Source organism: Deltaproteobacteria bacterium, assembly GCA_016235345.1.
Lineage (GTDB): Bacteria > Desulfobacterota > Desulfobacteria > Desulfobacterales > Desulfatibacillaceae > JACRLG01.
The window spans coordinates 142,292-156,788 of the sequence record JACRLG010000001.1 but is presented as its reverse complement, the minus strand read 5'-3'; the positions used below and the strand labels follow the sequence as shown (position 1 = coordinate 156,788).

The window sequence follows — 14,497 nt, the reverse complement described above, 5'->3', positions numbered from 1 at the left end:
CGCCTTACCAGCTTTTACCGACTATTCAAAGACAAGGAGTATCTTCCGATGAGCTTGAGCCAAGCAGCCATAATGGTGGTGGATGACAATCCGGCCAATCTGAAGCTTATGGAAAAAATGCTTCAGTCGCAAGGCTACAGCGTTGTTACCTTTACCCGCGGCTCCGTGGCATTGGAAGCTGCGTCAAACAGCCCGCCCGATCTCATTTTGCTCGACGCGGAAATGCCGGAGATGAACGGCTTCGATGTCTGCCGGCAACTTAAGGCCGATCCGGCGCTTCGGGAGATACCGGTCATCTTCATAAGCGCCATGATTGAAACCAGCGACAAGGTCAAGGCCTTTTCCATGGGATGCGCGGATTACGTCACCAAGCCCATCCATTTCGAGGAGGTTCACGCCCGCGTGAAGTCTCACCTGGAACTTAACCGCAAAAGACGCGAACTGCATGAGGCCTACGACAAACTAAGAGACCTTGAAAGCCTTCGGGACAATCTGGTGCACATGATCGTCCACGACATGCGCTCGCCCCTGACGGTCGTCATCGGCAACCTGGAGATGTCCATGTCGGAGCTTTTGCCGCCCGATGCCGCCCTTTACATGAGCGAAGCCTTGAACTCCGCCAATGCGCTTATGGCGATGGTCTCCTCCCTCCTGGACGTAAGCAGGCTGGAGGCGGGGCAGATGAAGCTCGAGTTTTCGAAAGTTGATCTAAAGATTCTGGCTGGCGAAATAATCCGCATGGTTCAGCCCATCATAGGCCAGCGCAAGCTCACCTTAACGTCACCCGTTGAAATGGATGACATCCAGTGCGACGAAAACCTGATTCGGCGGGTGCTTCAAAATCTCATAAGCAACGCCATAAAGTTCACCGACAACGAGTCGGGCGCCATCAAAATTGGCATCAACAACACGGTGGAAGGCGGCCTGCTCGTTTCAGTCAATGATAACGGCCCCGGTATCCCTCTGGAATATCGTGGCAAGGTATTCGACAAGTTCTTCCAGCTGGGAATGCGAAAACAGGACGGAGACTCTTCCACAGGTCTTGGCCTCACGTTTTGCAGGTTGGCCATAGAAGCCCACGGCGGCATTATCGGCCTTGCAAGCGAGGTTGGAAAAGGAAGCTCCTTCTGGTTCGAGCTGCCGCGAATCTGGAGGGATATTGTTTCCGAAGTCGAAGTCGAAGCCGAAGCCGAAGCCGAAGAAGACGTTTGACGTTTTTCAAGGTCGATAGGGGTATCAGCATTAACGCAAGGGCCTTTTTCGGACCATGCGGCATTTTTGAAATAAAGGAAGCCCACCATGACCGGCAAGGATGAAAAAACCGATTCCGCATCCAAAACGCGGCGGCGCGCCGGGAATACTCCCCGGAAAAAAGCGGCGGCCGATGAGGACAAGTCTGAAGCCATGTCTTTCGAAGAAGCCCGGCGGACCATCCACGAACTGCGGCTTCATCAGATAGAGATAGAGATGCTGAACGACGAGCTGCGCCGCACCCAGGAAAAACTGGACACAGCCCGGATGCACTATTTCGATCTCTACGATCTTGCGCCGGTGGGTTATGTTTCCGTCAGCGAAAAAGGGCTGATACTGGAAACCAACCTCACCGCAGCCACCATGCTGGGGATGACCCGCGTCGCCCTTGTGAGAAAGCCCCTGACCCGGTTCGTCTATAAGGACGATCAGGACGCCTACTATCTTCACCGCAAAGAGCTTTTCAAGACAGGCAGCCCCCAAACCTGCGAACTTCGTATGTTCAACAATGACGGAGTGCTGTTCTGGGCGCATCTTTCCGCAGCCCTTGCGCGGGACGAGGGCGGCGAACCGGTATGCCGCCTTGTCATACGGGACTTCACCAAACGCAAGCACGCCGAAGATGAATTGTTGCGCGAGCAGCAGCTCTCCAAAAAACTTCTGACGCATCTTCCGGGCATTTTTTTTCTTTGCTCCCACCCCGCGCTTCGTCTTGTCCGTTGGAACAGTAATTATGCGGCCCTTTTGGGATTCAGCCCCGAAGAGATGAAAGGCCGCTCGCTTTTCGAATGGCACATGCCCGAAGACAAGGCAACGGTCCTTGACGCTGTGGAAGCTGTAATGAAAAACGGACAGCATACCTTTTCATCGTCCCTGTTGACCAAAAACGGACGTTCGATTCCTTTTGTCATAAGCCTTGTAAAGATGGAACTTGCCGGACAGACCTTTCTTGCTGGCGCTGGAATCGACATCACCGGCATCAACAAGGCTGGATAGAGGATAATGGCCCGGTTGGATGAAACGGAACCGGCAGGCAAAGAACCATACTCGATATCTTGGATAGATGGATTAAGGAAATTAACCATGACAGGCAATGACAGCAGCCCCGATGACGCAGTTCTTCTTCGCAGGCGGGCCGAAGAGATGGCCCTTAAAAACGCGGCCCAATCGCCGGAAACGGTGGATGCCATGTCGCCTGAAGAAGCCCGGCTGGCGATGCACGAACTGCTTGTTATATATATATACTTAGGTTGCTGAAAAATGACGTATCGACATTCTGGTCGCATCTGGCGTCCACCGCCGGCCAGGCCGAGGGCGAGAAAACCCTGTGCCGCGTCATTATGAGAGACATAACCACACGCAAGCAGGCTGAAGAATTATTAAGGGAAAACGAGCAGAATTACAGAACCCTGGCCAATTCCGGCCAGGCTCTTGTCTGGACTGCTGGCACGGATAAGCTCTGCAATTATTTCAACACCGTATGGCTTGATTTCACCGGGCGGACCATTGACCAGGAAATGGGAAACGGGTGGGCCGAAGGCGTTCATCCCGATGACCTTGAAAAATGCCTGGATATTTATACCGGCGCGTTTGACCGGCGGGAAAAATTTTCCATGGAGTACCGTCTGCGGCGGCGCGACGGCGAATTCCGGTGGCTGCTCGATGACGGCTGCCCGCGCTACGACAGCCGTGGCGAGTTCATCGGCTACATAGGCCATTGCCTCGATATCACCGAACACAAGCGGGCCGGGGAGGAAAGGGCCAAACTCGAAAGCCAGTTCCAGCAGGCCCAGAAGATGGAATCGGTGGGCCGGCTGGCCGGCGGGGTGGCCCACGATTTCAACAACATGCTGGGCGTGATACTTGGCCACACGGAAATGGCCATGGAGCAGGTGGACCCAACGCAACCCCTCTTTGCCGATCTTATTGAAATCCGCAAGGCCGCCGAACGCTCCGCCGACCTCACCCGGCAGCTGCTCGCCTTTGCCCGCAAGCAGACGGTGGCCCCCAAGGTGCTTGATCTCAACGAGACCGTGGAGGGTACGCTCAAAATGCTCCGGCGGCTGATCGGAGAAAACATAGACCTCGCATGGCTGCCGCAAGCGAGTCTTTGGCAGGTGAAAATCGATCCGTCGCAGATCGACCAGATATTGGCCAACCTGTGCGTCAACGCCCGCGACGCCATAAACGGCATAGGCAGGGTAACCATAGAAACGGGAAAAATTCATTTCGATGAGGCCTATTGCACGCAAAACGCAGGGTTTCTTTGCGGCGAATTCGTTATGTTAACCGTAAGCGACAACGGCTGCGGCATGGATAAGGAAACAAAGCTCCACATTTTCGAGCCTTTTTTCACCACCAAGGACGTGGGCCAGGGCACCGGCCTGGGCCTGGCCACGGTTTACGGCATAATCCGGCAAAACGAAGGCTTCATCAACGTCTACAGCGAGCCGGGCCATGGAACGATTTTCAGAATTTATCTTCCCCGGTACACGGGCAAGGCCTCGCAGGTGCAAAAGGAAGTCCCGTCAATACCAGCGCAGCGCGGCCAAGAAACGATACTTTTAGTGGAAGATGAACCCGGCATCTTAAAAATCACCAGCATGATGCTCAAAAATCAGGGCTACTCGGTGATCGAGGCTGGCACTCCGGGCGAGGCCATCCGTTTGGCCAGGGAACATGCCGGAGAAATTCACCTCGTCCTCACCGACGTTGTGATGCCTGAAATGAATGGCCGGGACCTGGCAAGAAACCTGATGTCCCTCTATCCCGATATAAGATGCATGTTCATGTCGGGCTACACCGCCGATATCATAGCAAACCAGGGCATAATCGAAGAAGGGGTGAATTTCATACAGAAGCCTTTCACCTTAAAAGACCTCTCAGCCGCAGTGCGAAAGGCTCTTGACAAAAATTAGCTTCCCGGATGTGAGCCGCACTGGGGGCTTTGACCATACCGAAGAAGAACAAAAAGAGCGCCCTAAGCAGGAAATGAGCCGCCATGGCCAGAAAGATACGGAATCGAGCAGCAGAAAGTCCCGCCGCAGTTGTTTCGCCGGGCATCACCGAGGTGCGCCGCCAGGAGGCCATACTCAAAACCGGGGCCTTGCAGGACGCCATTTTCAACAGCGCCAATTTTTCCAGCATAGCCACAGACGAAAAGGGCGTAATTCAGATATTCAACGTCGGCGCTGAGCGCATGTTGGGCTATGAAGCAGCCGACGTGCTTAACAGGATCACCCCGGCGGACATTTCAGATCCCCAGGAAGTCATCGCCCGCGCAAAGGCCTTGAGCGACGAGCTCTCCACGCCCATCACCCCTGGCTTCGAGGCCCTGGTGTTCAAGGCCTCGCGCGGCATAGAAGATATTTACGAGCTGACCTACATCCGCAAGGACGGCAGCCGCTTCCCGGCCATCGTGTCGGTGACGGCCCTTCGGGACGCGGAAAACGCAATCATCGGCTACCTTCTCATCGGCACCGACAACACGGCCCGAAAGCAGGCGGAAGAAGCGCTGCAAAAGGCCGGAGCCTTGCAGAGCGCCATTTTCAACAGCGCCAATTTTTCCAGCATCGCCACCGACGCCAAGGGCGTCATTCAGATATTCAACGTCGGCGCGGAACGCATGCTGGGCTATGACGCGGCGGACGTTCTGAACAGGATCACCCCTGCCGACATTTCAGATCCCTTGGAAGTCATCGCGCGCGCCAAGGCCCTGAGCGCAGAGCTTTCCACGCCCATAAACCCAGGCTTCGAGGCCCTGGTGTTCAAGGCGTCACGCGGAATAGAAGATATTTACGAGCTGACCTACATCCGAAAAGACGGCAGCCGGTTTCCGGCCATCGTATCGGTTACGGCCCTGCGGGACGCGGATAACGCAATCATAGGCTACCTTCTTATCGGCACCGACAACACCGCCCGAAAGCAGGTTGAGGCCGATCAGAAGCTGCTCGCCCAGCGCCTCCGGGACCATCAGTTCTATACCCGCTCCCTGTTCGAATCCAACATCGACGCGCTCATGACCACCGATCCGCTTGGCATCATCACCGACGTCAACAAGCAGATGGAGGCGCTCACCGGCAGCACCCGCGACGAATTGATAGGCGCTCCGTTCAAGAGCTACTTCACCGATCCTGACCGGGCCGAGGCGGGCATCAAACTTGTGCTGAATGAAAAGAAGGTTACAGACTACGAGCTCACCGCCCGCGATTGGGACGGCAGGGAAACCGTTGTGTCCCTTAACGCCACAACCTTGTACGACAGGGACAGGAGGCTGCAGGGCGTGTTCGCCGCCGCACGTGACGTTACCGAGCGCAAACTTTTGGATCAGATGCTGCAGGAAAAGAATGTCGAGCTGGAAAGAACCAAATCCGTGGCGGAAAGGGCCAATCTGGCGAAATCCGAATTCCTTTCCAGTATGAGCCATGAGTTGCGAAGCCCCTTGAACGCCATATTGGGTTTCGCCCAGTTGATGGAGTCCGATTCCCCGCCGCCCACAGCCGGTCAAAAGGAAAGCATAATCCAGATTCTTCAGGCGGGCTGGCATCTGTTAAAGCTTATTGACGAAATCCTCGATCTTGCAAAGGTCGAATCCAGGCAGGTCCCGCTTTCCCAGGAACCGGTGTCCCTGGCCGAAGTTATGCAGGAATGCCAGAGCATGGTGGAATTGCAGGCAAAACAGCGCGGCATCAAACTTACCTTCCCTCCGTTCGACATACCGTTTTTTGTAATGGCCGATCGCACAAGGGTTAAGCAGGTTCTCATCAACCTTCTTTCAAACGCCATCAAGTACAACAACAAGCAGGGAACCATAGAGGTCAACTGCACGGAAAGCACGCCGGGGCGCATCCGCGTAAGCATCTGGGATACCGGCGCGGGCTTGGATTCCGAACAGCTTTCACAGCTTTTCCAGGCGTTCAATCGTCTGGGGCAGGAGTCGGGCGGCGAGGAAGGCACCGGCATAGGCCTTGTGGTGGCCAAGCGCCTGGTGGAACTGATGGGGGGCCAAATCGGCGTGGAAAGCACGGTGGGCGTGGGAAGCGTGTTCTGGTTCGAACTCGCCTCGGTTGATGAACCGAACCTTTCCGTTGAAGTGGACGCCGCCGCGTTACTGGCTCATACGCATACGCCCGGCGGAACGCGGCCATACACGTTGCTTTATGTGGAGGACAACCCGGCGAACCTGAAACTGGTGGAGCGAATCATATCGCGCCAGCCGGCTATCCGGCTGCTTACCGCAGTGACCGGGAACAGCGGTATCGAAATTGCCCGGGCATCTTTGCCGGATGTGATCCTGATGGATATAAACCTGCCTGGAATTGACGGCTTTGAAGCCCTGGAAATACTGCGATCCGACCCGTCCACGGCGGGCATTCCCGTCATTGCCATAAGCGCGAACGCAATGCCGAGCGATATCAAAAAAGGCCTGGACGCCGGATTTTTCCAGTACATCACCAAGCCCATCAAGATCAACGAGTTGATGGATGCCATGGATCTGGCGCTGAAACGTGCGCAAGGCGTGGTCGGCCAGGCCACTTGACAGCCTGTTGTAAGGGGAGAATCAGCATGATAACAGCATCCGCCATCTCAAGCGCCAGCATCCTCATCGTTGACGATCTTAAAGTCAATGTGGAGCTTTTAACCCGAATGCTGGCTTCTTCAGGATATACCGACATCACCTCCACCATGGACCCTACGGAGGTCTGCGAACTTTATCGCCGGAAACGCCACGATTTGATCCTCCTGGACCTTAAAATGCCGGTCATGGACGGATTCCAGGTTATGGAGGGCTTGAAGGAAATCGAGCAGGAAGGCTACCTGCCCGTGCTTGTCATTACCGCAGAACCGGGGCATAAAATGCGCGCGCTCCAGGCCGGGGCCAAGGATTTTATCAGCAAGCCGTTCGAGCTTCCGGAGGTTCTGGCGCGCGTTTCCAACATGCTGGAAGTTCGCCTGCTTCACAAGGCATTGCACAATTATAACGACGTATTGGAACAACGGGTGCTGGAAAGGACAGCCGATCTTCTGGAAGGCAACCTTGAAACCATTTTCACCATGACGCGGGCCGTGGAATACAAGGATGAAGACACCGGCGCGCACGTGCAGCGCATCAGCTATTACAGCCGCAACCTTGCCAGGGTGCTCGGCCAGGACGAGGAATTCGCGGACAGGATTTTTTTTGCGAGCCCGATGCACGACATAGGCAAAATCGGCATCCCGGACAACGTCCTTTTGAAGCCGGGCGGCCTGACGAATGACGAATGGGAGATCATGAGGGGGCACTCATCAATGGGGGCTAAAATTCTAGGCAAAAGCAAATCCCCCTATCTCAAAATGGGGGCAGAGATAGCCCTCAACCACCACGAACGATGGGACGGCGGGGGATATCCCAATGGCAGAAAGGGCGAGGCTATTCCGCTTGCGGCGCGCATAATGAACATCTGCGACATCTACGACGCCCTTAGAAGCAAAAGGCCCTACAAGCCCGCCCTGAATCATCCGAAGGCGGTGGACATAATAATGAAAGGCGATGGCCGCACCCGGCCCGAGCATTTTGACCCGGCCATTTTTAAGGCGTTCGGGCAAACCCACGAATCTTTCCGCGATGTCTATGAAACTTACACGGAATAGGCTTCTATCAGGGGCTGTTTCCAAATTTATCAACATTTCCATGCAACTTCTTCTGCAGCCAAAAAATCTCCCGCATAAAGCCTGAAACCAAATAATCGGAACTTTGAATACCAAACCCTCCTTTTCGGATTTCCCGATTCCGTTTTAGGCCCTTCGCTCCATCCCGCTGCCTCAAACCGAAAAAATTGTCCATTGTTTCCGGCATGTTCTCCTTTATGGGGCGATGCCCGGCACATCCCGTCTCATCTTTTCCAGTGCTTTCCAACACCCCTAAGTCAAACTATCGGACCTGGCAGTTCCGCGCCATGGTTTTCGCAAAATACTAATGTCAAAAATTACCTGAATAATCAATATGTTAATAACTTGGCACGATTAGTGAAGGTTAACATCCATATATGAAAAAGTGAGTATTTCCATACTCAAAGCACTCAGTACACACTGTGCAGCTGTCTGAAAAAGTTGACAAAGCCATCCATCGCCTTGCCGGTCCCAAATGCTTCACAGCGGCAGGGCATAATCAATCATCGCCGAAGGCCGCATCCAAACAGCCCCTCATTATTACCGGGAGCGCTTTTTATTTCCATTTTTCGCTTTCACGAAAAGGGTGGGGGCAGAAGATTGGGGCATTTCTTCTTCGGGCCGGATTCCCTTAAAAAAGGGAAAAGAATCATGCTCCGCTTAGGGGCTGTTTCCAAAAAAAATTTGTGGCACCGAGGTTGCGAATTCGCCCCGCCAACAAGGCGCGCGACCGAGGAATACTTAACGTATTTCGCAGGGAGCGCAACAAAGTTGGCGGGGATGAAGGCGCAACCGAATGCAGAAGTTTTTTTGGAAACAGCCCCTAATATGAGCCCATAACAAGTTGGCGGAAGCCACAAATTTATAAGGAAGTAAAAAATACCCTAACATATATTTATTATATAGCACAAAATAAATTTTTTTGTTCATTTCGGTGTGTTGGCCGAAAGATCCGAGAACACACCGGCACTCTTACAGAAAGGAGGATGCATGGGACCTTGAGCCGTAAAACAAGACGGAGAATACACACGATTTGCATTTTGGCCGAACGCTCCATGCAGAACATCACCACAATCAGGGAAGGAAAAAGGAATGAAAAAAATTACGCACACACTTGGCGGCTCCTCCGTTAGCCGCGTCCGTGGAATCGGAGTTATACTTCTGGCGCTCCTATGCGCTTTTGCGCTTTTCGGGTGCGACGATTGCGACGACCCTGTTACCAAGTGCACCAATTGCACGACGACAGGAACCGTAACCGGATCGGCGACGCTGGGAGACCTCAACATTCAGGTCAATCCGGCCTCGGCCACCGTTATCGTGACCGGCCCCGGGGCTTTTTCCCAGACCTTTACGGGGAACCATCTGCTCATCGATCTGGCTCCCGGCCAATACACCGTAAGCGCCACCGCGCCTGCTTTCGTGGGCGAGACAGCGCAGATAAACGTCGTCGCAGGCCATACTTCCAATCTTTCATTATTCCTCAAGGCCACCACAATCATAACCGAAGCGCCCCGGGTGACCTATCGCGACGGTGACGGGAACATCGTTCCCATCAGCCGCGCCGACATGGACTCGGGCAATTTCGTCTTTTACGCATGGTTGGAGAACGAGCCCCTGGGGCTCAACCCCGCAAATTTGGGCACCCCCGCAGTCACCGATCCCGGAATGCCGCTTTTAAGCGAGCAGAGGGAAACCGCACCCAGCCTGACCCAGAATCTTGCCTGCTCCTGGGTGGGTTTCGTTGACAGCACGGGAGTTGTAAGGCCCGTCATCGGAGCTGATGTCCGCTGGGAAATAGACCAGACCTGGTCCCTGCGAGTCAACAGCATGCAGTTCGGCACATCGGATGACAACAGGATCGCGTTCGGTTATGGAATCAATGATGATCAGGCCGATACCCGCACGAACAACGCCCGCCTGGAGGCCGAGCGGTTCCCGTCTTCCGCCGGCGGATACCCGCTCTACAATCTAACAGGTATCAACACTCCGTTTATCGACGGGTTGACCTGGGTGACGCTCTTTTCGCCTGACGCCATTGCGGATGGCCGCATAGTGGCCGTGGCCACCATAGACGGGGAAGAGATCGGAAAGCAGATTCTGTACAAGAGCTTCTCCCCCCAGCCGGAACTTCAGATCACCAAGACCGTGAACACTGAGGTTGTAAACCTTGTCGGCGGCACGGCCACCGTCACCTTTACCGTCACCGTCAAGAACGTCGGCTTGGGCGACGCGACAAATGTTGATGTCAGAGACTTTCTGGCCTCTGGCTCAGCGGCGTCCTACGCTCTTGGCGCGCTTCCCCTGGCAGCCGCCCCGGTCGGCGACGACGGCTTCACCCTTTCCTTCCCGCTCCTTGCGGGCGAAACCAAGAGCCGCAGCTTCACCGCCACGGTAACTGCTGCAGGCACCTACTGCAACGAAATCGAGGTTACCGCCTACAGCGCAGGAACCAAGACCTGGACTCCGGCCGAGCTTAACGCCCGGGCGTGCTTCACGGCCCTTGAGTCGAACCTGTCCATCGTCAAGGATTTCGTGGCGAGCGATGACACCACAAGCCTCGGAAAAGCCATTACCGTGGCTGCCAACGAGACCGCCAGGCTGCGCGTTCGCGTTGTCAACAACGGTTCAGGCTCGGCAACCGGAGTTGAAGTACACGACATTCTTACAAGCGGCACCCTGGCCAATTATCATGTAGCCAGTGTTTCATCCGGCGTAATAAACGCCAACGGCGGTTTTGACTACGTCATCGGCAATCTCGCGGCAGGAGCCACCGCCACCATGTTCCTTACTGTTTCGGGATCGGCTGACGGCGTATACTGCGACACTGCCACGGTTTCGGCTACCTCCGGAACCATCGGCATCGGCTCTGACAGCGCATGTCTGACAGTGGCGACGCCCAACCTCACCATCACCAAGGTTGACGCTCCGGCAAGTGTTCTTCCGGGCTCATCCTACACCTCGACGATAGTCGTGAGCAATACCGGCACATCCACGGCCAAAAACGTCGTCATAAGCGATACGCTTGGCCTCAACGCCCTTGCCAATGTCCGGGCCATCTATGTAAGCTCAAGCCTTGCGGGTCTCAGCGGCACGGTGGCCGGCAACACGGTGACCGCCAACACGTTCGATCTGTTGGCAGGCGAAAGCGTTACGTTCCTGGTGGTGAGCCGTATTCCGCTTGGCGCGGTCCACGGCACCTACTGCAACACCGCCACCGTCACCAGCACCAACGCCGCCACGAAACAGGCCTCGGACTGTGTTGACGTGCCGGCTTTCTCGGCGCTCCAGACCCAGCTCGTTGACCTGCAGGATCCGGTCGGGGTTGGAACCAACCTCACGTACTTCTCGGTTCTCTATGTCGAGGCCCTTTCCAACGAAGGCGTGAACAATAGCGTCCTGACCTACAGTTTCGGCCTGGTCAGCCCGCTCGTATTGGGGATTCCTGGCGTCTTCGACGAAGTGGCGACCCAGGTATATCTCGATAGCGCTCCGGTCCGCGATCCGAATACGGGCCTTGTGATATCGGATATGGCGAACCCCACGGCGGTTCTTCTTACCCTGGGCACCGACTACACTCTCAACAACAACACTTCGGGCCTGCAGATTATCACAATGGCCACCGGTGTTGCCCTGCAGCCGGGTACCGCTCTTTATGTGGCGCACACGATCAATGTCCCTGCCGGGACCCCGACCAACAGGCTCTACACCACGAGCTTCATCTGGGAGTCGAACGGCTTGGTCGTTCCCGCGCACACCTACGAGGCAAGTGCTTCCGAACCCACGACCGTTCTGCCGTAAGGGCGGTCAAACCCTGACGGTGACCAGGTGATAAGTCATCAATCTGTAAAAAAAAGCCAGCGGGGGGAAACCCCCGTTGGCTTTTTGGTGTTCGCCCGGCAAAGGGAACCGCCGGCTTTTGTCTGATCCAGAGGTCCTGCTTTCCCCGCGCCTCCATGCATGATCCGATAAGCCAGCCCGTGCTTACCGGAAGCGACATTGCAGGCAGTTTTTTGGGTCAAGAGGCAGCATTGGCGGCCTTTGACTTTCATTAGTAGCTCAATAACAGCCTATTCTAAATCGGTAGCCAATTATTTTCCAACGCATGGCATCTATACATTGGCTGCATCGGCTGGAGTTCTGGATTCGGTTTTTGAGGCAAAGGGGCAACCAGGGGGGCAACACAAGGTCGGGAACGATGAGGACAGTTGATGTACAGCAGGCTGTAAGTTAATGAACTGGCGGAGAGAATGGGATTCGAACCCATGATGGAGTTTTAAGCCCCATACTCGCTTAGCAGGCGAGCGCCTTCAGCCGACTCGGCCATCTCTCCGCAAGGTGCTTCTTTGAATTTCAGCCGACGAAGACGCCGGAACCGCGAACGGCATTTTTCTATGCATCAAGTTCACGCCTTTTGCAAGCGCTTTTCTTTTCCAATTGCCCGAAAGCCTTAAAACGGCAAGCCGCATTATCCGAAAATCCCGCCGCGCACGGGCTTCAAAAGTCCCTACTCCGTGAGCACCCGCCACGCGCGGGCGAGAATTTCCGCAGCCCGGTCGATCTCCGGTTCCGTGGTGTAGCGGCCCAGGGAAAGCCGGACCGCACCCATCGCCCTCTCGCGGGAAAGGCCCATCGCCGCAAGAACGTGGGAAACGGCCCCGCCCACGTGGCAGGCGGCCCCGGTGGAGGCCATGATTTCGGGCGCGGCGGCCAGAAGCTCGGCCCCGGACACCTTCGGAAAAGAGACATTCAACGTGTTGGGCAGGCGGTAAAGGATGTCGCCGTTTAGATGAAGCCCCGGAACGGCGGCGCAAAGGGAATCGTGAAAGCGGTCCCTTAACCCGCACACTCTGGTTGTCTCGGCTTCCAGCCCGTTCGACGCCGCCCGGCAGGCGGCCCCCAGTCCCGCTATGAAGGCCGCGTTTTCGGTTCCGGCCCGAAAGCCCCTCTCCTGGCCGCCCCCGTGAAAAAGCGGGGCAAGGGTGACTCCCTTGCGCACGTAAAGCGCCCCCACGCCCTTGGGCGCGTAGACCTTGTGCCCGGCCACCGTCAAGAGATCGGCGTTTATCCCGTTCACGTCAACGGGAATCTTTCCCACGGCCTGGGCCGCGTCCACGTGAAAAAGCACGCCAAGTTTGCGGCAGACGACCCCTATCCCGGCCACCGGCTGCATAGATCCGGTTTCGTTGTTGGCCAGCATCACAGAAACAAGCACCGTGTCCGGCCTTATCGCCGCGTAAACGGCCTCCGGGCTCACCATGCCGCCCTTGTCCACGCCGACGAAATCGGCGGTGAAGCCGTTTTCCAGAAGATTGAGCACCGCGTTGGTGACGGATGGATGCTCAACCGCAGTTGTCACGATATGGCGGCCCTTTCCGGCCAGCGCCCATGCGACGCCCTTTACCGCCATGTTGTTGCTCTCGGTGGCGCAGCCCGTGAAGACGATTTCGTCATCCCGCGCACCGATGAGCGCCGCCACCGCGCTCCGGGCTTCCTCGATGGCGGCCTTGGACCGGCGTCCTGCGGGATAGTCCGACGAGGGATTGCCGAACTCGCGGTCCAGAAAGGGCAGGATGGCTTCCCTTGCCTCGGCGCAGACGGGGGTTGTGGCGTTATAATCGAGATAGATGCTCATGGACTGGTCCGTTTGAATAGGGAAAGTGCTCGCGGGCGGTACTCTTCTAAAGATTGAAGTGGGCCTTGATTTTAAAGACACGTTTAGCAGGAAGGTTCAAAATGCCGGTAACCCCGGTTTTGCGTTCTATTTCAGCCAGATGCGCGGAAATCTCCTCCATTCCGGGGGCTATGAAGGTGAACCACACGTTGTAATGGTGGCTGCGCCGGTAGTTATGGGTGACTCCGGGATGGGCGTTGACGCATTCGATGAACCCGTCCATCTTTTCGGGCGGAACCTGCGCCGCGCAAAGAGTCGAGACGTAGCCTATCTTCTGGGGCACGAAGTTGCCGCCGATGCGCCTTATGATTCCCTCTTTCTTAAGCCGGGTTATGCGGGCGATCACTTCATCCTCGCCGATTCCAAGCTCATCGCCGACAGCCGCGAAAGGCCGTGGCGTAAGGGGCAGGTCGGACTGAATGCGGTTCAAAAGGATTCTGTCCGTCTCGTCCATGCCCGTCAAGTCCTCTCTGCCATTATGTTTATATGCACGGTGCGGCTTCGCGGGCCGTCGAATTCGCAGAAGAACACCCCCTGCCAGGTGCCCAAAACCGGCCTTCCGTCCCTTATGGCCATCATGACCGAGCTGCCCATGAGGCTCGCCTTGATGTGGGCAGCAGAATTGCCCTCGGCGTGGCGGAAGGGGCCTTCGGGGACCATCTTCGAAAGGGCCGAGAGGATGTCCGCCTTAACGTCCGGGTCCGCCGCCTCGTTTATGGTGAGGCCCGCCGTGGTGTGGGGGGAAAACACCATGACCGTGCCGGTTTTGACGCCGCTCTCGCTTACGGCGCGAATGATTTCGGAGGTGATGTTCAAAAACTCCTCGCGCCCGGACGTTCTTACGGAAAGATGCATGACGTGTTTTCCAAAAAAAGGGGGAAGCCGGGACAAAAAAGCGACCAGTCAAAGAAAAAGGCCCAGAATCCG

General features: G+C 56.0%; 11 protein-coding genes and 1 tRNA gene. 7 read left to right on the top strand and 5 right to left on the bottom strand.

The annotated features are described in order from the left end of the window. Window positions 1-48 precede the first annotated feature (48 nt). The 6 genes from HZB23_00675 (at window position 49) to HZB23_00650 (ending at window position 7,881) form a co-directional block, all read left to right on the top strand. Entirely contained in the window at window positions 49-1,212 is a 1,164-nt protein-coding gene (locus tag HZB23_00675; protein ID MBI5843164.1) for a hybrid sensor histidine kinase/response regulator, read from the top strand. Between the two features lie 87 nt (window positions 1,213-1,299). Next, the gene (locus tag HZB23_00670; protein MBI5843163.1) at window positions 1,300-2,247 is read left to right on the top strand and encodes a PAS domain S-box protein; all 948 of its coding nucleotides are present in this window, start codon (window positions 1,300-1,302) and stop codon (window positions 2,245-2,247) included. An 87-nt stretch (window positions 2,248-2,334) separates the two neighbouring features. After that, the gene (locus HZB23_00665) at window positions 2,335-2,508 is read left to right on the top strand and encodes a hypothetical protein (GenBank protein MBI5843162.1); all 174 of its coding nucleotides are present in this window, start codon (window positions 2,335-2,337) and stop codon (window positions 2,506-2,508) included. A gap of 83 nt (window positions 2,509-2,591) precedes the next feature. Then, complete coding sequence (locus tag HZB23_00660; protein MBI5843161.1) at window positions 2,592-4,169, top strand: response regulator; 1,578 nt, start codon at window positions 2,592-2,594, stop codon at window positions 4,167-4,169. Window positions 4,170-4,252: 83 nt separating this feature from the next. Further along, complete coding sequence (locus tag HZB23_00655; GenBank protein MBI5843160.1) at window positions 4,253-6,790, top strand: PAS domain S-box protein; 2,538 nt, start codon at window positions 4,253-4,255, stop codon at window positions 6,788-6,790. Between the two features lie 26 nt (window positions 6,791-6,816). Continuing rightward, a complete protein-coding gene (locus tag HZB23_00650; GenBank protein ID MBI5843159.1) occupies window positions 6,817-7,881 on the top strand; it encodes a response regulator in 1,065 nt (354 codons plus the stop codon). A 7-nt stretch (window positions 7,882-7,888) separates the two neighbouring features. Here the strand turns inward: HZB23_00650 and HZB23_00645 are convergent, their stop codons facing one another. Next, window positions 7,889-8,086, bottom strand: coding sequence for a hypothetical protein (locus HZB23_00645; protein ID MBI5843158.1), 198 nt, complete (start codon window positions 8,084-8,086; stop codon window positions 7,889-7,891). Between the two features lie 905 nt (window positions 8,087-8,991). On the opposite strand from HZB23_00645, the gene HZB23_00640 reads away from it, so the two are divergent. Next, entirely contained in the window at window positions 8,992-11,697 is a 2,706-nt protein-coding gene (locus HZB23_00640; GenBank protein ID MBI5843157.1) for a DUF11 domain-containing protein, read from the top strand. A 438-nt stretch (window positions 11,698-12,135) separates the two neighbouring features. Here HZB23_00640 and HZB23_00635 read toward each other — a convergent pair. The 4 genes from HZB23_00635 to HZB23_00620 all read right to left on the bottom strand — a co-directional run bounded on the left by HZB23_00635 (window position 12,136) and on the right by HZB23_00620 (window position 14,425). After that, window positions 12,136-12,229: transfer RNA gene (locus tag HZB23_00635), tRNA-Ser, on the bottom strand. A 174-nt stretch (window positions 12,230-12,403) separates the two neighbouring features. Continuing rightward, complete coding sequence (locus HZB23_00630; GenBank protein ID MBI5843156.1) at window positions 12,404-13,531, bottom strand: cysteine desulfurase; 1,128 nt, start codon at window positions 13,529-13,531, stop codon at window positions 12,404-12,406. Window positions 13,532-13,577: 46 nt separating this feature from the next. Beyond that, window positions 13,578-14,024 (bottom strand): Lrp/AsnC family transcriptional regulator, encoded by a 447-nt coding sequence (locus HZB23_00625; protein ID MBI5843155.1) that lies wholly within the window; start codon window positions 14,022-14,024, stop codon window positions 13,578-13,580. Between the two features lie 5 nt (window positions 14,025-14,029). Then, the gene (locus HZB23_00620) at window positions 14,030-14,425 is read right to left on the bottom strand and encodes a YjbQ family protein (GenBank protein MBI5843154.1); all 396 of its coding nucleotides are present in this window, start codon (window positions 14,423-14,425) and stop codon (window positions 14,030-14,032) included. Between the last annotated feature and the right edge of the window lie 72 nt (window positions 14,426-14,497).